Genomic DNA, 20,123 nt, shown 5'->3' with positions numbered 1-20,123 from the left:
CGATGATCCGCCCCGCCGGGCACCCCGCCTACGGCGGGGCGATACCCGGCGCGGCGGCGTGGGACGCCGACGGGCAGTACCTGATCACCGACCCGGGCCAGTCCACCGAAGCCGCCGCCGTGCTCGAGAAGATCCGGGGACTCGCAGCGACGATCAACTTCACCGTCCCGCGCATACCCGAGGTCACGATCAAAGTCACGATCCCCGCGCACCTGTTGGCCGGGTCCGACCTCGCAGGCACCAACAGCAGTACAGGCGCGGGCAGCGGTGCCGCCGGCACGAACCGAAACGGCGATGGTGCCGCAGCCACGAACCGCGACAACGGCACGAACGAGACCGACGCCGCGGGCGATGCGGGCGGTACGGGCGGTACCGGCCAAACGCAGAGTCGACCCGGTGGCAACACGAACGATGCGGGCACGAACGATTCTGAAGCCACCGACACGCTCAGTGCTGAAACGCGCCCGGAAGACCCGCACCGGCGGGCGGTCGCCGCGATCGAGGGGCTCGGGCCCATCGATGCCGACCTGGCCCGTTACCTCGCACAGGACGCCCGCTGGCAACGCGTCATCACCGACCCTTACACCGGCGCCGTCCTCGACGTCGGCACAAAAACGTATCGCCCACCGGCACAGATGCGCCGCCGCGTCATCGCCCGCGACCAGACCTGCCGCTTCCCCGGCTGCACCCGCCCCGCCGAACGTTGCGACGTCGACCACATCGACCCGCACCGCCCCGACGGGACCGGCGGCACCACCGGCGACTGCAACCTCATCGCTCTGTGCAGACGCCACCATCGGCTCAAACACCAAACCAACTGGCGAGTAAAACTGCACGACGACGCGTCGTGTGAATGGACCAGCCCCGCCGGGCGCAGATACCTCACGTATCCCGCCGACACCGACCCACCACAACGCGACTAGAAGGCATGCCCGAACTGATCAGATGGTTAGTCAGACCGTTGAGCGCCGCAGCAGCCTGGTGCACACACGGTGCCGTTGACGCCGACACCTGTCGCGCCCTGAAGAAACGGGCACAGCTCCTGGACGTTGTCGCTGATGCCAAGCCGTCGTTCGATGAGGTCGGCGATCATGGTGATGAATCGATCATCGCTGCCGGCCGTGCCGGCGCGCACAAACCCCAGTCCGAGCTCGATCGCCTTAGCCGCAGCCTCCGTGTCGAGGTCCCAGACGACCTCAAGGTGGTCACTGACGAAGCCGATCGGGGCAACGATGACCGAACGTATGCCGTCGCTCGCCAGCGTCTCCAGGTGATCGCAGATATCCGGCTCTAGCCAAGGGATGTGCGGTGGCCCGGATCGGCTCTGCCACACCAGATCCCACTGTGCTGCGCCGACCCGATCAGCCACCTGCGCCGCGACGAACCTCAGCTGTTCGCTATACAGATGACCCTCCGGCCCGGCCTCGGCATCCGCGGTCTCCGGGATCGAGTGCGCCGTGAAGACCAGCCGCGTGCCGGACGCAAAGTCGGCGCCTTGGAGTTTGGCGTACGCCGCCTCGACAGCCGCCACATTGGCCGCGACGAACATTTCGTTGGCGTACAGCTGCGGAAGCTTCTCGAGATCGGGCGCGTCATCGCCGACCGCCGCACGGCCCCGCGCGATGTCCTCGTGGTATTGCCGACAGGCCGAGTAGCCGCCATAAGCGCTCGTGCCAAACACAAGCGCACGACGTACGCCGTCCGCCGTCATCTCGGCGACCGTCTGCTCGAGCATCGGGTGCCAGTTGCGGTTGCCCCAATAGATCGGCAGCTCGATCCCCCGCCGGACGAACTCGCGCTTCAACCGGTCGATGATCGACCGGTTGAGCTCATTGATCGGGGATATACCGTCGAAGTGGAAGTAGTGCTTGCCCACCTCGCGCAGCCGCTCGGCGGGGATCCCTCGTCCGCGGGTGACATTTTCCAGGAATGGTACGACGTCGTCGACGCCCTCTGGTCCGCCGAACGACAAGACCAGCAGCGCGTCAATCGGCGCGTCCTGCAGCAGTGGTGCGTTGTTCAATGGAGCTACGCGCCCACCGCGTGAAAACCGCCGTCGACGTGCACGATCTCGCCAGTCGTGGCCGGGAACCAGTCGGAGAGCAGTGCCACGCAAGCGCGACCGGACGGCTCGGTGTCGTTGACATCCCAGCCGAGCGGGGCTCGCTGTTCCCACGCGGTCTCGAATGCGTCCGACCCCGGAATGGACTTCATCGCCATGCTGCGCAGCGGTCCCGCCGCGACCAGGTTGACCCGCACGCCCTTCGGCCCGAGCTCACGAGCAAGGTAGCGGCACGCCGACTCGAGCCCGGCCTTCGCCACACCCATCCAGCCATAGACCGGCCACGCGGTTGTGGAGTTGTCGAAGTCGAGCCCGACGACGCTAGCTTTCTCGCCGAACAGCGGCAGGCAGGCCTGGGTCAAGCCGGCCAACGACCAGGTGGACACATGGAAGGCAGTCGCCGCGTGCTCCCACGCGACCTCGGTGAAGTCCGCGCCAAGCGCTTCCTGGGGCGCAAAGCCGATGGCGTGCAGTACGCCGTCCAGCCCATCGACATGCTCGCGCAGGCGGTCGGCGAGGGTGGCCATGTGCTCCTGGTCGGTCACGTCGAGCTCGATCACCGGCGGCTCCGTCGGCAGCCGCTTCGCGATCCGCTTCGTCAGCGACAGGCCACGACCGAAGTTGGACAACACGATCTGCGCGCCTTCTTCCTGCGCCACTTTGGCGGCCGAGAAGGCGATCGAGGCCTCGGTCAGTACGCCGGTGATCAGCAGGCGTTTACCTTCAAGTAGTCCGGCCATGTCGGTGGTTCTCCTCTGCGATTGGTCCGTGCGTTCGCGCTGCGCGTCGTACAGAGTCTAGTGTGATCGATCGCGGCTAGTGACCCATGCCCAGACCGCCGTCGACCGGGATGACCGCGCCGGTGATGTATCCGGCAACATCGCTCGCGAGGAACGAAGCTACGTCGGCGATCTCGGATGGCTCGGCGTAGCGTCCGGCCGGGATCTGGCTCAAGATCTGGGCCTGACGCTCATCAGACAGCTCCGCGGTCATGTCGGTCTTCACGAACCCGGGGGCGATTACGTTGGCGGTGATGTTGCGCGAACCAAGCTCGCGTGCGATCGAACGTGACAGCCCGACGAGGCCCGCCTTGCTCGCGGCGTAGTTGGCTTGGCCCGCACCACCGGAAAGTCCGACCACTGACCCAATAAAGATCAACCGGCCCCAGCGAGCCCGCAGCATCTTTGACGATGCGCGCTTTGCGACTCGGTAAGCCCCGGTCAGGTTAGCGTCCAGCACGCGGCCGAACTGATCCTCATTCATGCGCAGCAGCAGTCCGTCCTCGGTGACGCCCGCGTTGGAGATGAGCACCTCGACGGCGCCCTGCTTCTCTTCTATCTCCTTGAACGCGGTGTCGACCGAGCCCGCGTCGGTCACGTCGCACTGGACACCCAGCAGCCCGTCTGGCGCGCCCGAGCCACGATGAGTAACCGCGACTTTGTGCCCCGCGGCGGCAAATCCCTGTGCGATCGCCAACCCGATCCCACGGTTGCCTCCGGTCACTAATACGGAGCGTGAGGGTTGAGTAGTAGCGGGGGCTGCGTCGGACATCGGCGTTCCTCTCGTACGGTCTGAGATATACCCGTGAGGCTATTGCACGATCGTCACGAGTGCTCGGTCGACCGCTACAAAAGCCGGTTGGTCCAGAACAATGCGGCGGCTGCAGAGGCGAACGCAAAGATAAGTCCGATGCCGACAAATCGAGTGGTAATCGGCTGGAATTCCTTTGTGTAGCCGATTTGCTTGCCGATGTTGTTGTAGACCTTCTCCAGGCTGGAGGCGCTCTCGGCACTGAAGAACGTGCCGCCGGTCTCGTCAGCGATCTGCTTCAGCGACGGCTTGTCTACCGGGACCGGGATCGTTTCGCCGTCCTGCTTGATCGTCGCGCCTTCGGTGCCAAACGCGATAGTGGACACCGGGATCTTGGCCTTCTTGGCCGCCGCGATGGCCGTGCTGTTGTCGCGGCCGACTGTGCGCAGACCATCCGATAGCAGCACGATTCGGGCGGGCGCCGGCTTGCCGTCCGAGGACTTCGTGCTCTTCTCGAAGTTCTGGATCGCCCCGAGGCAAGAGAATATAGCCTCGCCGGTCGCCGTCGCTTGGTCCAGCTTGAGGTTGTCGATCGAGTTCTTGACCGCATTGCGGTCAATCGTTGGCGGTTGCAGAACGTTGGCCGAACCGGCGAACGCCACCAGGCCGAGGTTGATACCGGCGGGCAGCTTGTCGACAAAATTCTTCGCCGACTTCTTCATGGACTCGAATCGGGACGGTTTGACGTCGGTCGCCTTCATCGACAGCGATACGTCGAGCGCCATACAGATCGTGGCGCGGTTGCGCGGCACCTGTACCTCCGACGCGGGGACCGCCATCGCCATGGAGGTGAAGCCAAGCCCCACGACCAACAGCGCGAACGCGATATGACGCCGCCAGCCGGGCCGCTTGGGCGCGACTTTGGCGAGCATGTCGACGTTGGTGAAGCGTGCCGCGTAGTTCTTCCTGCGCAACTGCAGCAGCAGATAGATGCCAATCAGTGCCAGCACGCATAGCAACAACAGCAACCAGATGGGTGAGAGAAACTTCAACGCAGTACGCCTCCTGCCGCGCCCCGGCGTCGGTTGGAGACGTAACGCATCACGTCGAGAAGCCAGTCACGGTCGGTACGCAGCCGCAGGTGGCCGGCGCCGGCGCGGCGTAGCGCCGTCGCGATCTGGGCGCGTTGCTGCTGCGCTTCCTGTGCGTATCTCTCACGAGTGTCACTGCTTGCGGTCTGGACTTCCAACGTCGCTCCAGTTTCAGGGTCGCGCAGGGTGACCAGGCCGATATTGGGCAGGGCCAGTTCGCGGGGATCGACGATCTCGACGCCGACGATGTCGTGGCGCTCTTGGAGCCCGCGCAGCGGTCTCGGCCACGTCGACGCACCGAGGAAGTCGCTAATGACTACCAGCAGCCCGCGGCGCCGCTGCGGCCGACGTAGTTCCTCGAGCGCGGCACCAAGGTCACCGCGATTACCCTCTCGTGCTCGTGGCGTCTCGATGAATTTGCGGATCAGCCAGTCGCCATGCGCCTTGCCGGCGACGGCGGGGACGCGAATAGTGTCCTCGCCGGTCGTGATGATCGCACCAATTCGGTTGCCGCCATGTTGGGTGAGGTAGACGAACGCCGCGGCGGCGGCAACGGCAAGGTCGCGCTTTTCGCAGTCCGCGGTACCGAAGTCGAGGCTGGCCGACAAATCGGCAACGATCCACGTCTCTAGCTCACGATCGGCGATGGTTTCGCGTATGTGCGGCGTCGTCGTACGCGCGGTGACAAACCAGTCCATTCGGCGTACGTCGTCACCCGCGTGATAAAGGCGTGACTCGCCGGCCTCACTCCCTGGCCCGGGAACGAGCCCAATGTGATTGCCGAACAGCAAGCCGTCAAGCTTCTGCTTGACGGTCATCTCGAGCTTGCGCAGCACGACCTCGGTCGAGTCGCTCTTAAGGCTCGGAGGTGGCCCGGCAATTGAACTCATGCCGTGCGTTCACCTTGAGACGGGTTCTGGCCCTGCGACATCTGGACCGGTCGAGCCTGCGGCGGCCGTGGCGGCATCCCCTGCTGCCCGCCCATCGGACGGGCCGAGACCTGAGGTACCGGTACGGCCGACAAGATCCGCTTGACGATGTGATCGGCCGGTACGGCGTCCGCAAGTGCGTCGTACGACAACACGAGGCGATGCCGCAACACATCGCCGGCGATGTCGAGAACGTCCTGGGGCAGCACATAGTCCCGCCCCCGGACGAGCGCCATTGCGCGCGCGGCGGCGACGAGCCCCAGCGACGCGCGCGGGCTGGCGCCGTACGAGACCCACTGGTCGACATCCTGCAGACCGAGATCCTTTGGCGTGCGGGTCGCGAACACCACCCGGACGATGTAGTCAACCAGGGCATGGTGCACGAACACCTTGCCGGCCTGCGCCTGCAAGTCCATGAGCTCGTCGGTCGTCATGACCGTCTCGGCCGTCGGCGGCTCGACACCCATCCGGTAGATGATCTCGCGCTCTTCCTCAACAGTCGGATAGTCGACGTTGATCTTCATAAGGAAACGGTCGCGCTGTGCCTCAGGGAGCGGGTAGACGCCCTCGGACTCGATCGGGTTCTGGGTCGCCATGACCAGGAAGGGTGACGGCATGTGATGGGTGACGCCACCGATGGACACGTGCTTCTCGGCCATCACCTCGAGCAGCGCGGACTGCACCTTCGCCGGCGCCCGGTTGATTTCGTCGGTGAGCACAAAGTTGGCGAACACCGGGCCAAGCTCCGTATCGAACGCATCAGATCCGGGCTTGTAGATCCGGGTCCCGACGATGTCCGCAGGCACCAAGTCCGGAGTGAACTGCAACCGAGCAAACGTGCCACCGACGGTGCGCGCCAACGTCTCGACGGCGAGCGTCTTCGCGACGCCAGGCACGCCTTCGAGCAGAATATGGCCCTTGGCCAGCAGGCTGACCAGCATTCGCTCGACCATCCGGTCCTGGCCGACGATGACCTTCTTGATCTCGAGCATCGCGCGCTCGAGCGAGTTTGCAGTGCGGGCAGGGGTAGGGTGGCTCACCCATTCCTCCTCAGTTTGGGGACATCGTCGTGCGGCGATGGCGTGACGGCGCTTTGTTGGCAGCAAATATTTTGCAGGTCGGTATGCATCTGGTACTCAGCAAGCATATGGGTTTTCGTGGCCTTCGGACCGACTCATACCAGGATCGGTTCCGCCCGACCGGGTTTTCCTCGTCACGCCAAAACGCTCCCTGTGAAGCCGCTGTAGGCGACACAAGGAGCATCGAGGTCGATCGGAGTTATAGGGCCTGAGTTAGGTGCCGGGGCGGGTCGCGCCGACGTAGTCCGAAGTCCAGATCTTCGAGATCTTTACGACGTCCCCACTTTGCGGTGCCTGGACGACTTGTCCGTTGCCAATATAGATCGCGACGTGGTGAATTCCGTAGATGCCCCAGAACAGCAGATCGCCGGGCATCAACTGGCTAAGCGACGGGTGCACGCTGCCGGACTTGTACTGATAGCCGGAGTAGTGCGACAGCGATACTCCCGCTTGCGCCCACGCGTACAACGCCAGTCCGGAGCAGTCGAAACCGATCTTGTTGTAGTCACCGTACGAATCGGCCACGCCGCCGTCAGAGACACCGCGCGAGGGTCCGCTGGCCGTACCCCCGCCCCACGCGTAAATCGTGCCAAGCCACTGCAACGCCGCATTGGCTGCTGCCTGACCTTTACCTGGGCTCCATCCGCCGCCCCCATAACTGACCGACGGACTGCTGGCCGGCTTGTAGGACGGCCCGCTCGACGGCTTCGGCTGCTTCGCCGCTTGAGCCTGAGCCTGAGCCTGAGCCTGAGCCGCGGACTTAGCCTGCGCGGCAGCCTGGGCGGCCGCTGCTGCCGCAGCGGCTGCGGCAGCCGCCTCCTCGGCTTTCTTCTGTTCCAGCCACGAGTTGTACTGAGCACGCTGACCCTGCAGGTCGGCCAACTGCGCTTGGGCGGCCTGAAGCGCGGCTTCGGTCTGCGCCTTGCTCGCCTGGGCCTGCTGCATCGCCGCCGCCGACTGCGCCACCGATGACTCCGCGTCCTGCTTGGCCTGCTTGGCGTTGGCCTCTGCAATGGTCATCTCGATCACGGCCTGGCGCGCCGCCGAGTCAGCGTTCGCCTTGGCGACCTTGGCGACCTTGAGCCCGTCTAACACCTGGTTGTTCTGGGCACCGATCGCATCGAGGAAGCCAGCCTGTTCGACCAGCTGGGACGGGCCATCGGCATCGAGAAGTACAAGACTGCTGTCGAGTGTGCTGCCGTGGATATAGCTGGACCGCGCAAACGCGGAGACCTGCGCCGTCGCGGAATCTACTTGCGCATTAGCGGTCTGTACGTCTGTCGCGGTCTGTGCGGCCTTGTCCTTGGCCATCTGTACGTCAACTATGGCCTTGTTGTAGAGCTCCTGAGCAACTTGCAGCTGCGACTGCATCTGAGCCAGCTGCGCCTGCGCCTGCGCGAGTTGCGCGGATAGCTGCTCCACCTGACTGGCGACCGCAGATTTCTGCGCGGCGGCACCGTTGAGCTGGCTGTCGGATGGGTTTGGCGGCGGCGGCGGCAATGCCGAGGCCGGTGCGGCGACCGCCAAGAACATTGCACCCGCGATGGAGCTCGCGATCGCCGCGACTATGCGTCGGCGTACTACGCGCCGGCGGCTAGGGCTACGTCGTGACAAGTGGAAACCTTTCCGAGCCAAGCTGCGGCCCGTGACACGTGTTCACCCGCGGGAAGAGCGAGCACAGGTGACCTTGCCACTTGCGCACCAATAACACCAGTAGTTTCATTCAATAACTACCGACACGTGTGATTCATCTATCACTTTTGGCGCATAAATAACGGGTGTCCCAACGCTGTCATGCGTCGGGACACCCGTCTAATAGATAGGTTTGGTTTGAGCGCTAGTTGATCTGGCGTTCGCGGCCTTCCCAGAACGGCTGCCGGAGCTTGAACTTTTGGATCTTCCCGGTCGCGGTGCGCGGGATTTCCTCGCGGAACTCCACGGTCGTTGGTGCTTTATAGCCGGCCAGCAGCTTCTTGCAATGCGCGATGATGTCCGCCTCCGTAACCTCGGCGCCCGGATTAACGACCACCAGCGCTTTGATCGTCTCGCCCCATTTCTCATCAGGTACGCCGATCACGGCGACCTCTGCGACGGCGGGGTGTGAGAACAGCGCGTCCTCGACCTCGAGCGATGAGACGTTCTCGCCACCGGTGATGATGATGTCTTTCTTGCGGTCGGCGATTGTGATGTAGCCGTCGTCGCCGATCGACCCGCCGTCGCCGGTGTGGAACCAACCGCCTTCAAGCGCCTCGTCGGTCGCCACCGGGTTTTCCCAATAGTGATCGAGGCAGACATTCGAGCGGACATAGACCTCGCCGTCCTCGGCCGTCGTAAAGCTGGTGCCAAGCGTCGGCGCCCCGGCCCGACCGAGCAGCTTCGCGCGCTCCTCGGGCGACTTGTCCAAATCCTCTTTGCGGGTCCTGTTGACCGTGATCAACGGTGAGGTTTCCGTCAGCCCGTAAATCTGGTTGAACTCCCAGCCGAGCTCCTCGTCCACTCGCTGGATTGTCTTGGTCGGCGGCGCCGCACCGGCCACGATGATCCGCGTCGTGCCCGAGCCGGGCACCTGTCCAGCCTCGCAGTCAGCGGCCGCATCGAGAGTCATATTCCAGACGGCAGGGGCGCCCGCCAGCAGCGTGACACCGTGCTGTTGGACTCGGCGCAGGATTTCGGCTCCGTCGATCTTCCGTATGACGACCTGGGGTACGCCGAACGCCGTGGTAGCAAATGGCAGGCCCCAGCCGTTGCAGTGAAACATCGGCAGCGTGTGCATATATACATCGCGATCGGTTATGCCCATGTGCATGGCAAACGTCACCGCGTTGACCCACAACGACCGATGCGTCTGTACGACGCCCTTCGGGTTTGCCGTCGTCCCACTGGTGTAGTTGATGGTCGCGAACGCGTCCTCGTCGACGTTGCGCCACGGGCGTGGTTCGGTGTCAAACCGCAGCAGCGCGTCGTCGCTTTCCTTGCCGACGACGAACTTGTGCGGCGCCGTAACGCCCTTGAGCGATTCGGCAATCTCCTCGTCAACGAGCAGGACCGAGCAGCCGCTGTGTTCGACGATGAACTGCACCTCATCGGGGCGCAGCCGGAAGTTGATCGGCACGAAGATCCGGCCGCTGGTGGGGACGGCGAAGAACAGTTCGAAGAGCCGCCCGGCGTTGTGGCTGACGATGCCTACGCGCTCACCTTCCCCGATTCCGAGCTCGTCGAGCCCGGCTTGGATTGCCCGGGCACGGCGAGCGAGCTCGCCGTACGTCACATTCAGCGGCGCTGCCGGCTGATCCGGTTCGTCGATGATCGCGGGACGGTCGCGATAGATGGACTCCGCGCGATCGATGAAGTTAGCGAGAGTAAGTGGTGTGCGCATGGGACCTCCGTGGGCAAGTTACTTAGCCCACACGTTAGTGGACCGGTGCAGTGTTCTCGATCCCTACCGTCTCATTGACATTGAGATGTGCCCTGCCAGCGCACGAACGGGCCCGTACTCGGACGTATGCCTGCCAAACGGTGATGATCGCGACGGCGTATGCGATCCCCGCGAGTACGTCGATCACATAGTGCTCGCCGGAATACACCAGCGCCAAGCCCATCGCCAGCGGATAGAGACAGAGCAAGACCCGCCGCCACCACGGAGCGCGGATCATGAAAAACCCGACGGCGAGAGCGGCGAAGCCGGTGTGCAGCGACGGCATGGCGGCCACGTCGTTGGCGAGGGTCTGGCCGGTGTCCAGCACATGGCGAGCCACCGTCAGTCCGAGATAATTCCAGCCCAAACCGGAAATGCGGTGCACGTTGTGCAGCAGACCTGCCTCTCCGGCGTACCAGGGCGGCGCCATCGGGTAGAGGATGTAGGTCGCCAAGCCGGCCAGCGCCATAGCGAGCACGACGGCGATCCAGGACCTGAACCGGTCCCGGTTACGGATCCAAAGGACGATCGCGATGAGCGGTGTCGTGAAGAAGTGGCTCAGGTAGACAAGAGTGACGAGCACGTCGTACCAATGTGCATAGCCCGGCGTGTAGAAGTGCGCCTGCAGCCATTCCGTCGGGACGCCGCCAAACATCAACCGATCTGCCGCAATCGGCTCGGTCACGTGGGTCGGCATACCGAGCGTATCGGCCAGCCCCCGCGTGTAGTCGTACAAGAACAGGACGGCGGTGAAGGGGATCCAGTCGAGCAGAATTCGCAGAAAGTATCGGAACCCGCGACCGAAGGAGTAGACGGTCAGGCCCGACAGAACCCAGAGAGTGATTCCAAGGCGATCAAGCGGCACGCCGTACACGATGATCGACACAACCAAAACGAATGCGTACGCCAGCAGTAGCCCATATCGCGTATGGCGCACGAGCATCTCTCGCTGACGCTGAATCCCATCGATGGTGGCGCTCCCCGTTGGCGTATTTGGACAACCATCCGTACGGCGACTTCCCCGGGCAGAGCCCGCCGCGCCTGAAAGACCTAATAGACCCTAGGCTCGTGGTCGCAGAAATCATATATAGCGGTCGCACGCGCCTCGCATCGCCGCAGGTAGGCAGCAGCGCTGTGGCTGGTTAGACACGCCCCACTCCGGTGTTTGATCGCGGTATAGGGGAAGATGAGCAGGGGCGCATATGCGCTAAAAGTGAATGGTGTGAGGAGATCGCAGTGACCAACGCGAGCAAGGACAGCTTCGGCGCGAAATCGACGTTGTCGGTTGATAACGCCGACTACGAGATTTTTGAGCTAAGCGCCGTCAAGGGGTCCGAAAAGCTCCCATATAGCTTGAAGGTACTGCTTGAAAATCTACTTCGCACTGAGGACGGGAAAAACGTCACGGCGGAGCAGATCCAGGCCATCAGCCAGTGGGACCCAGCGGCTGAGCCGGACACCGAGATTCAGTTCACGCCAGCGCGTGTGATCATGCAGGACTTCACGGGAGTTCCGTGCGTCGTCGACCTTGCCACGATGCGCGAGGCCGTCGGCGAACTCGGCGGCGACACGTCCAAGATCAACCCCCTGGCCCCTTCCGAGCTTGTCATCGACCACTCGGTCATCGCCGATGTATTCGGGCGCGCAAACGCCTTCGAGGCCAACGTTGACCTTGAGTACCAGCGCAACAAGGAGCGCTACCAGTTCCTGCGGTGGGGCCAGAGCGCGTTTGACGAGTTCAAGGTTGTCCCGCCGGGCACCGGCATCGTGCACCAGGTCAACATCGAGCACTTGGCGCGCACGGTCTTCGCGCGCAACGGCCAGGCCTACCCGGACACGCTCGTCGGCACCGACTCGCACACGACGATGGTCAACGGTCTCGGCGTACTTGGCTGGGGTGTCGGCGGTATCGAGGCCGAAGCCGCAATGCTCGGCCAGCCGGTCAGCATGCTGATCCCCCGCGTCGTCGGCTTTAAGCTCAGCGGTGAGCTGCCCGACGGCGCTACCGCGACCGACCTGGTTCTCACGATCACCGAGATGCTGCGCGACCACGGCGTCGTCGGCAAGTTCGTCGAGTTCTACGGCGAAGGCGTCGGCGCCGTCACGCTCGCCAATCGCGCGACCATCGGCAACATGAGCCCCGAGTTCGGTTCCACCGCCGCGATCTTCCCCATCGACGACGAGACGATCCGCTACCTCACCTTCACCGGACGCTCGCCCGAGCACGTGGCGCTGGTCGAGGCGTACGCCAAGCACCAGGGACTCTGGCATGACACGGCTAAGGAGCCGACCTACTCCGAATACCTCGAGCTGGATCTCGGCGCAGTCGTACCGTCGATTGCCGGCCCAAAGCGTCCGCAGGACCGCATCGCACTCAGCAACGCCAAGAACTCCTTCCGCGAGGTACTTCCGGCGTACGTCGACCACCGCGAAGGCGACTCGACACTTGGCGACAGCTTCCCGGCCAGCGATCCACCGACCCCCGACAGCAAGCAAGAGGGCAACGGTAAGGCCAGCCACGAAGGCAGCACCACGACCCGCATCTCACGGCCGACGAAGGTCACGTTGGAAGACGGCACCGAAACGGAGATCGACCATGGTGCCGTGGTCATCGCTGCCATCACCTCATGCACGAACACCTCGAATCCGTCGGTCATGCTGGCCGCTGCACTGCTGGCTAAGAAAGCCGTCGACCGCGGCCTGAACCGCAAGCCATGGGTCAAGACCACGCTCGCGCCCGGGTCCAAGGTGGTCATGGACTACTACGAGCGCGCCGGCCTCACGCCGTACCTCGAGAAACTCGGCTTCTACCTCGTCGGCTACGGCTGCACGACCTGCATCGGCAACTCCGGTCCGCTTCCCGAGGCTGTCTCGGCAGCGGTCAACGAGGCCGATCTGTCGGTCACCTCGGTGTTGTCGGGCAACCGTAACTTCGAGGGCCGGATCAACCCGGACGTCAAGATGAACTACCTGGCCTCGCCGCCGCTGGTCGTCGCGTACGCGATCGCCGGCACGATGGATCTCGATCTGACGACCGAACCGCTCGGCACCGACACCGACGGCAAGCCGGTGTTCCTGCACGACATCTGGCCATCACCGCAAGAAGTGCAGACGGTCATGGACCAGGCCATCAGCTCGCAGATGTTCTCTACGGACTACGCCGACGTATTCGCTGGCGACGAGCGGTGGCAGTCGCTGCCTACCCCGACCGGTGACATCTTCGAATGGGACGCGGATTCGACGTATGTCCGCCGCCCGCCGTACTTCGAAGGCATGCCAGAAAAGCCCGCGCCGGTGGAGGACATCAGTGGAGCTCGCGTCCTCTTGCTGCTGGGCGACTCGGTGACCACCGACCACATCTCGCCTGCCGGCGCCATCAAGGGCGACTCCCCTGCCGGTAAGTACCTGCAGGAGCACGGCGTCAAGCGGGTCGACTTCAACAGCTACGGCTCGCGCCGCGGCAATCACGAAGTCATGATTCGCGGCACGTTCGGCAATATTCGCCTGCGCAACGAGCTGCTGGACAACGTGCAGGGCGGATTCACCCGCAATTGGTTGGCCGATGGTGAGCAGACGACGATCTACGAGGCCTCCGAGGCGTACGCCGCGGCCGGCGTGCCGCTGGTCATCCTGGCCGGCAAGGAATACGGCTCCGGCTCGTCCCGCGACTGGGCGGCCAAAGGTACGGCACTGCTGGGCGTCAAGGCAGTCGTCGCCGAGTCGTACGAGCGCATCCACCGCTCCAACTTGATCGGGATGGGCGTGCTGCCACTGCAGTACGCCGAGGGCCAGAATGCCCAATCGCTTGGTCTGAAGGGTGACGAAGAGTTCGCGATCAGCGGGGTCACAGCACTCAACGACGGTTCGATTCCGCGCACGGTCAAGGTGACCGCGGGCGACACATCGTTCGACGCCGTCGTACGCATCGACACCCCTGGAGAAGCCGACTACTTCCGTCACGGCGGCATCTTGCAGTACGTGTTGCGTTCGCTGTTGACGAAGTAGCGTCCGTCAGCGGTTGGCGACGCACTGGGTTGTCCTTATCGGCGGGCTCGTCGTCTTGGCGGGCTCCGTCGTGCAGGGCAGCGTCGGCCTGGGCATCTCGCAGGTGGCCGCACCGATACTGATGATCATCGACCCCGGCTTGATGCCGGGGTCGATGATTTTGGTAGCTGCGCTTCTTCCGGTCATCACGCTCATCCGGGAACACTCGGACATCGACTGGATCGGCCTGGCCTGGGCGTTTCCGGGACGGCTGATCGGTACGGCGCTGGGCGGCTGGCTGGTGGTCGTGGTCAGCTCCGACGTACTCGGATTCGTGCTCGCGACGATGGTGCTCGCGGCCGCCCTCGTAAGCCTGGTCCACTGGCGCCCGAGGCCACGGCCGGGAAACCTGCTCGCCGCCGGGTTCGTGAGCGGGGTCGGCGCCACCGCCACGTCAATCGGCGGCCCGCCGATCGCGCTGGTCTACCAAAACCAGCATCCGGCCGTCGTACGCTCCACGCTCGCGGTGTACTTCCTAGTGGGCAACATCTTTTCGATCGGCGCCCTTCTGGCGGTCGGTCACCTTACCGCCCGACAAGGACAGTTCGCACTTATCTTCCTGCCTTTTGTGATCGCCGGCTTCGCACTCGCGGTCTGGCTGCGGCGCTATCTCGACCTCAACAAGACGCGGGCGGCTGTACTGGGGCTGTCGGTGATCTCGTCGCTGGTACTCATTATCCGAGCCGTGACCTAACCGCCGTCGCGGCCCGCCGCTGCTAGTTTTGTAGTCAACGACCGCTGCGCCGCTTGGCGCCTATCTGGAGGACGCAGCCACAGTCATGCGATCGGCCACCCGACCAACGACGCCCCGAGACGAACCTTCGCCGCGAATCTCGCGCGCGATGCGGGAGCGCATCGAACACGTCAGCCAGAGCCCCGATCGCAGTCGTTCGGACATCGTCATCTGGTTGTGCAGCGTCGTACTTCTCGTTGGGGTCATCGCCGTACTCAATCTGGGCGAGGTCCGCAATCTAGGCGCGCGCGTCCGGCTGCTGGGAGGTGCCCCGGGTGCGATACCTGCCGCGCCGACTCCGACAGCCATCGTGGCCATCATCGTCGCGGCGTTGATTGCGGTTGGACTGATCAGCGCTCGATCGAGCATCACTCGGCTGCCGTGGCCGTGGATGCAAACAGTGACGACGGGCGCAACGTTCGGTTGGACTATGTCGCTGGCCGTCGTACGGGCATTTCCCGATACCGGCGGGACTGCCGCGACGTACGCTGGCCAGCGATTTATTGACCTGCTGGAGTCGGCAGAAGGCGGGTCGCGCTGGCTTTCGCTCGCGATCGTTGCCGCGCTGGCCGCGATAGCAACCGGATTCCTCAACGCAGGCATGCAATCGTTGTGCGGATCGGCGCAGGCACGGCGATTCAGCATCGTAATCGCGTTATCACCGCTTGCCGCGTGGTACGCCGAAGGCTCTACCGTGCTGATGGTTGTGCTGGTAAGCGCCACACTCGGCCTGGCCGCGATGGCTAGCGAGCGGGGCCGCGGCTTGGGCTGGTCGACCAGCCTGGGCGTCGTCGCCGGGCTGCTGCTGTGCTGCGCCACGCTCGCCCAGTTCGAGGGAGCGGCGGCCGGCGTCGGCGTACTGTGCATCTTCTTCCTACGCCGCCGCTCGCTGATGATCTTGGTTGCCGCGATCGGGCTGGCGATCGGTCTGGTCGTCGCCTTCGTCGCCGGTTGGTCGTGGACTCGCGAGCTGAGCGACGCCTCTCGCCTGTCGCAGCGGCAGATCGGCGTGTACGCCGCGCTCATCGTCGTCTCCGCGATCCTGGTGTTCGCCAGTTCGGGCGCGACAATGGTCGCGTCCTGGCGCAAGCTTCGCTGCACGCCTGCGTGGCCGCTGATGTTGACTGGCCTGGCGGGCCTCGTATTCACCTTCGCCGCGCGCACGTTCACCGGGTCGGTGATGGGCGCGATAGCACCGTGGATCGCGCTGTTGATGGTCGCGGCGGTCGCCCCACGAATCCAGGGCGGCACGCCGCGCGGTCCGGCGGTCGGTGTCGCCGCCGCTTCGGCGGTAGCCGCTCTCGCCTGGACCGCCTTCATGTCCAGCTGACGTCTCTTTAAGCGAGGGCGACGAGGTCCGTCAGGTCCGGCGACCAGTTGTCCTCCACGCCGTCCGGCAGCATGATGACCTTCTCCGGCTGCAGTGCCTGGACGGCGCCTTCGTCGTGAGTCACCAGGATGACGGCGCCAGTGTAAGTCTTCAGCGCGTCGAGTACCTGTTCGCGCGAGACGGGATCAAGGTTGTTCGTGGGCTCGTCGAGCAACAACACATTGGCCCCGCTGCTGACCAGGCTGGCCAACGCGAGGCGGGTCTTCTCACCGCCGGATAACGTGCCGGCCGGCTGGTCAACACTGTCCCCAGAGAACAAGAAAGCGCCGAGAATCTTCCTTACGTCGGCGGCCGCGGCGTCCGGCGACGCGGACGAGATATTCTGCAGGACGGTGCGCTCGGGGTCGATCAGGTCGTGCTCTTGGGCGAAGTAACCCATCCGCAGGCCGTGGCCCGGTACGACGCGTCCGGTATCCGGCGTCTCGACACCGAACAGCAGCCGCAGCAGCGTTGTCTTGCCGGCCCCGTTGAGGCCGAGTACGACGACTCGCGCGCCGCGGTCGATTGCCAGATCGACGCCGGCGAAAATCTCCAGCGAACCATAGGACTTTGACAGGCCCTCCGCCATGAGCGGTGTCCGCCCGGCCGGCACCGGCGTCGGGAATTTGACCCGTGCAACCCGGTCGTGCTGCGCTTCGGGTTCGAGGTTTTGCAACAATGCCTCGGCGCGGCGCGCCATATTCTGCGCGGCCACGGCCTTAGTCGCCTTCGCGCGCATCTTGTCCGCCTGGGTCATGAGCACGCCGGCCTTCTTTTCGGCATTCGCGCGCTCACGGCGGCGGCGCTTCTCGTCGACCTCGCGCTGTTTCAGGTAGTCCTTCCATCCCACGTTGTAGATATCGAGGACGGCGCGGTTAGCGTCGAGATACCAGACCTTGTTGACGACAGCCTCGAGTAGCTCGACGTCGTGGCTGATCACGATCAGTCCCCCGTCGTGCCGTTTGAGGAAGTCGCGCAGCCAGCCGATTGAGTCGGCGTCAAGGTGGTTGGTCGGCTCGTCAAGCAGGAGTGTCTCTGCGTCCGAGAACAGGATCCGGGCAAGCTCCACCCGCCGACGTTGACCACCGGACAGCGTTTCGAGCTGCTGAGCAAGAACACGATCAGGCAATCCGAGATTTGAGCAAATCCGGGCCGCTTCACTCTCGGCTGAGTACCCGCCGTTGGCGGCGAACTGGTCCTCGAGATTGGAGTATCGCTTGATCAGCCGGTCGCGTTCCTCGCCATCGGTGGCGGCCATCTTCTCCTGCATCGCGGCCATCGAATGGATAAGTACGTCGAGCCCGCGGGCGGAGAGCACCCGGTCGGCCGCGGTGACAGTCAGGTCGCCGCTCTTCGGGTCCTGTGGAAGATACCCAACCGAACCCTTCGCCTCAACCTGGCCGTTGGCCGGCAGCGTCTCACCGGCAAGCACCTTGAGGCTGGTGGTCTTTCCGGCACCATTACGCCCCACCAGCCCGATCCGGTCTCCCTGCTGGACACGCATGGTCGCGTCGGAGATCAGGATGCGTGCGCCGGCGCGCAGCTCAAGCTTTTCGGCGGTAATCAACGGTGATGGGTCCTCTTCGTAGGCAAACTCCTCAAGTTTACCCGCCTTGCCAAGAAGTTTTCGGGTCGGCGAGGGTGACTCTCGACTAGTCGGGCGCCCGCTCAGTAAGCGACCGGGCCGCCACGCTGCCGATCTGCGCAAGCGCACCGGCCGGCAGCGCCACGGCGCCGTTATCGATGAGTACGTCGACCAATGCCTTCACCTGATGCAGGTATGCCGCTCGTTCCGCCTCGGTCGTTGCACCCTCGGCGTGCCGCAGCAGCTTCGATGCCTGCGCGAGCCTGCGAGCATCTACCGGGTCGAGGTATGACGTGCCCCGCTGCTTCGCGTGACGCTCCGCCGCCGCCCACGCCCTGGCGAGCGCGGCGACCCGCTGCCCGTATGCGGTCTCGGTGGGTTGGTCGTCGGGGTACGACTCGGTGCGCAGCGAACCTGCCGCGTGGAGCGCGTCGAAGAAGTCGGCGGTCGGCTCTTGGGTGAGATCGGTAATGGCCGGGTAACGCATGACGACGTGCGGATCGGTCTCATACGGCAGATAGCTGAGCAAGATCGCCTCGTGCCGCGCAACATCCGCGTCCCACGTACGCCGCCGCGCACTTTTTGTATCCACCTGGATCGGCCGAGCGGCCAGCGGCCGAGGCGGTGCGGGCCGCCGGATCGAATCCGTTTCCACGGTCGCCGACTTCCGCTCCGCGCCGAGAATGTACGCCGCCGCGCATAGGCTCAGCAACACGGCGAGGGCGGCATTAGTGAAGAAACTGCCTGTGCCGTAGAGCATCCAGAGCGCGACCCCTCCGGTGGCCACCCCGGCGCACAGCACCGCCCGCACCGCTTGAGGGATGCCACGCTCAGGGTTGTGTCGATCCCACCCCACCCGTAGGCACCCCCTTCTGCGCACGTCCACGCTCGGTTGCCGCGCGTTCCCGGACACACTTTATGTCACGCTCCGCGTCGTCCGTCACCACTGAGGCCAGGGTAATCTGACACTCCGCCGATGCAAGGAAAACATGACCGACCAGCATTCTCGACGCGATATCGCACGTTGGGCGGCCTGCGGCGTCGGCGTTGGAGTCTCAACTTTCGCCGTACTTCGCTTTGTTTCGGACAATCGAAGCGTCGTCGGGGCGGTGATAGGCCTTATCGTCGCCGCGATCGCGGTCGGCGCATGGCGAAGTTTGGGCCCGAGCGATTCCATGTCGCGACTGCGCCACGCAGATCGACGCGCCCGCCGCACCGGAGCACTCGCCTTCGGTTGCGCTCTCGCGATCAGCGGTACGGCAGTAGCGACCTCGCTTCCCAAGCTTACGATTCCGAGCGCATCGCCGTCTGTTCATGGCGCGAACGATCAGGCTCACGTCGGCCTTGCGGAGCAGGCAGATACGTGGCTGAAAAACCTGCTAGCCAAAGCCGAGTCCGTTCAGCCTGGGAGTACGAAGCACGTCTACTCGATCTCGGCCGACAACGTGAGCGTCGTCCTCCTCGTCTACGACCCGGTGTCCGGCCTGTGCACGGGATTCGCCGAGAACGCCAAGGGCGAGATCGAACCGACCGGAAGCTCGGTGGACGACTCAGTCGCGGCCCGGACGTTCTCGATCGACGAATTACAGGTCTCCAGCCTCACGTCGGTCTACCAAGACGTGCTCGCCACCACCAAGACGTACCCTGCGACGCAGGACAAGCTCGACATCGTCTCCCCCATCAGCGGCGCGCCGCCGGTCATCAATGTCACCCTCGGATTTGGCACCGGCACCGAGCAGCGGATCCAGGCCAACGCAACGGGCAGCATCGCCGTCCCGTTCGACCCGAGCGGCACCTCCACGGCGTACAACGTCGCGAAGTCTCTGCTCGTGTCGGTTGGTGTGGGTAGCTACGAGCCGGTGGTGGGCAGGCTCGTCGTACAAGGGTCGGCGGATGGCACGGTGCCACTCGGTGAGAGCCCGATCAGCGCCACCGGCGGCATCCTCCTCGAGGTGACTAAGGCCGGCCCCGAAGGTCGTCCCGCAACTATTTACCAGGCGCCGGGCGCGTTCCCAGTCGTGCTCTACAAGGACGCCTCGACCACGCCCGCCGACGCCGTATTCGCGCTCGACGACTTCGGCCCCGAGCAGATGCATCTGGCCGTTGACGACTGCGCGAAGCGGGTCGGCGGCAACGACTCGGATATGCGCACGGTGGCGTTACAGATGGGAAGTACGACGGTCAACGGCCAGGATCGGCTCGCCGTTCAAATCCAGCTCGGCACTAAGCCGGGGTCGTACGCGATCTACGACAAGGCGGGGAGTCTCCTGCAGATCGGACCGTGAC

The 20,123-nt window shown here is 64.4% G+C and carries 16 protein-coding genes; 5 read left to right on the top strand and 11 right to left on the bottom strand.

Features of this window, described 5'->3' with window-relative positions:
• The coding region (locus tag CLV47_RS05065; RefSeq protein ID WP_106347877.1) for an HNH endonuclease signature motif containing protein at positions 1–923 on the top strand (923 nt) is incomplete at its 5' end.
• A 26-nt stretch (positions 924–949) separates the two neighbouring features.
• Here CLV47_RS05065 and CLV47_RS05060 read toward each other — a convergent pair.
• The 9 genes from CLV47_RS05060 to CLV47_RS05020 all read right to left on the bottom strand — a co-directional run bounded on the left by CLV47_RS05060 (position 950) and on the right by CLV47_RS05020 (position 11,043).
• Positions 950–2,023 (bottom strand): ferrochelatase, encoded by a 1,074-nt coding sequence (locus tag CLV47_RS05060; protein ID WP_238145238.1) that lies wholly within the window; start codon positions 2,021–2,023, stop codon positions 950–952.
• Between the two features lie 5 nt (positions 2,024–2,028).
• Complete coding sequence (fabI, locus tag CLV47_RS05055; RefSeq protein ID WP_106347876.1) at positions 2,029–2,802, bottom strand: enoyl-ACP reductase FabI; 774 nt, start codon at positions 2,800–2,802, stop codon at positions 2,029–2,031.
• 76 nt (positions 2,803–2,878) lie between these two features.
• Positions 2,879–3,613, bottom strand: a complete 735-nt coding sequence (fabG, locus tag CLV47_RS05050) for a 3-oxoacyl-ACP reductase FabG (RefSeq protein WP_106347875.1) — start codon at positions 3,611–3,613, stop codon at positions 2,879–2,881.
• A gap of 74 nt (positions 3,614–3,687) precedes the next feature.
• A complete protein-coding gene (locus CLV47_RS05045; protein WP_106347874.1) occupies positions 3,688–4,644 on the bottom strand; it encodes a VWA domain-containing protein in 957 nt (318 codons plus the stop codon).
• Positions 4,641–5,573, bottom strand: coding sequence for a DUF58 domain-containing protein (locus CLV47_RS05040; protein WP_106347873.1), 933 nt, complete (start codon positions 5,571–5,573; stop codon positions 4,641–4,643). The genes CLV47_RS05045 and CLV47_RS05040 overlap by 4 nt, the downstream gene beginning before the upstream one ends.
• The gene (locus CLV47_RS05035; protein WP_238145237.1) at positions 5,570–6,652 is read right to left on the bottom strand and encodes an AAA family ATPase; all 1,083 of its coding nucleotides are present in this window, start codon (positions 6,650–6,652) and stop codon (positions 5,570–5,572) included. The genes CLV47_RS05040 and CLV47_RS05035 overlap by 4 nt, the downstream gene beginning before the upstream one ends.
• Positions 6,653–6,904: 252 nt before the next feature.
• Positions 6,905–8,305, bottom strand: coding sequence for an NlpC/P60 family protein (locus tag CLV47_RS05030; protein WP_146135286.1), 1,401 nt, complete (start codon positions 8,303–8,305; stop codon positions 6,905–6,907).
• A 223-nt stretch (positions 8,306–8,528) separates the two neighbouring features.
• Positions 8,529–10,067: an AMP-binding protein gene (locus CLV47_RS05025; protein WP_106347870.1), complete on the bottom strand. Its 1,539-nt coding sequence runs from the start codon at positions 10,065–10,067 to the stop codon at positions 8,529–8,531.
• Positions 10,068–10,101: 34 nt separating this feature from the next.
• Entirely contained in the window at positions 10,102–11,043 is a 942-nt protein-coding gene (locus CLV47_RS05020; RefSeq protein ID WP_170110960.1) for a phosphatase PAP2 family protein, read from the bottom strand.
• 299 nt (positions 11,044–11,342) lie between these two features.
• On the opposite strand from CLV47_RS05020, the gene acnA reads away from it, so the two are divergent.
• The 3 genes from acnA to CLV47_RS05005 all read left to right on the top strand — a co-directional run bounded on the left by acnA (position 11,343) and on the right by CLV47_RS05005 (position 16,213).
• Positions 11,343–14,111, top strand: a complete 2,769-nt coding sequence (gene acnA / locus CLV47_RS05015; RefSeq protein ID WP_106347868.1) for an aconitate hydratase AcnA — start codon at positions 11,343–11,345, stop codon at positions 14,109–14,111.
• A 13-nt stretch (positions 14,112–14,124) separates the two neighbouring features.
• Complete coding sequence (locus CLV47_RS05010) at positions 14,125–14,844, top strand: sulfite exporter TauE/SafE family protein (RefSeq protein WP_106347867.1); 720 nt, start codon at positions 14,125–14,127, stop codon at positions 14,842–14,844.
• Between the two features lie 148 nt (positions 14,845–14,992).
• Positions 14,993–16,213, top strand: coding sequence for a hypothetical protein (locus tag CLV47_RS05005; protein ID WP_106347866.1), 1,221 nt, complete (start codon positions 14,993–14,995; stop codon positions 16,211–16,213).
• Between the two features lie 7 nt (positions 16,214–16,220).
• Here CLV47_RS05005 and CLV47_RS05000 read toward each other — a convergent pair whose 3' ends face one another.
• Together CLV47_RS05000 and CLV47_RS21795 are read right to left on the bottom strand one after the other, a co-directional pair.
• A complete protein-coding gene (locus CLV47_RS05000; RefSeq protein ID WP_106347865.1) occupies positions 16,221–17,819 on the bottom strand; it encodes an ABC-F family ATP-binding cassette domain-containing protein in 1,599 nt (532 codons plus the stop codon).
• Between the two features lie 85 nt (positions 17,820–17,904).
• Entirely contained in the window at positions 17,905–18,693 is a 789-nt protein-coding gene (locus CLV47_RS21795; protein WP_146135285.1) for a hypothetical protein, read from the bottom strand.
• Between the two features lie 133 nt (positions 18,694–18,826).
• On the opposite strand from CLV47_RS21795, the gene CLV47_RS04990 reads away from it, so the two are divergent.
• A complete protein-coding gene (locus tag CLV47_RS04990) occupies positions 18,827–20,122 on the top strand; it encodes a hypothetical protein (protein ID WP_106347863.1) in 1,296 nt (431 codons plus the stop codon).
• Position 20,123: the final 1 nt, after the last annotated feature.

The organism is Antricoccus suffuscus (assembly GCF_003003235.1).
Lineage (GTDB): Bacteria > Actinomycetota > Actinomycetes > Mycobacteriales > Antricoccaceae > Antricoccus > Antricoccus suffuscus.
This window is presented reverse-complemented; position numbering and strand designations above follow the sequence as displayed.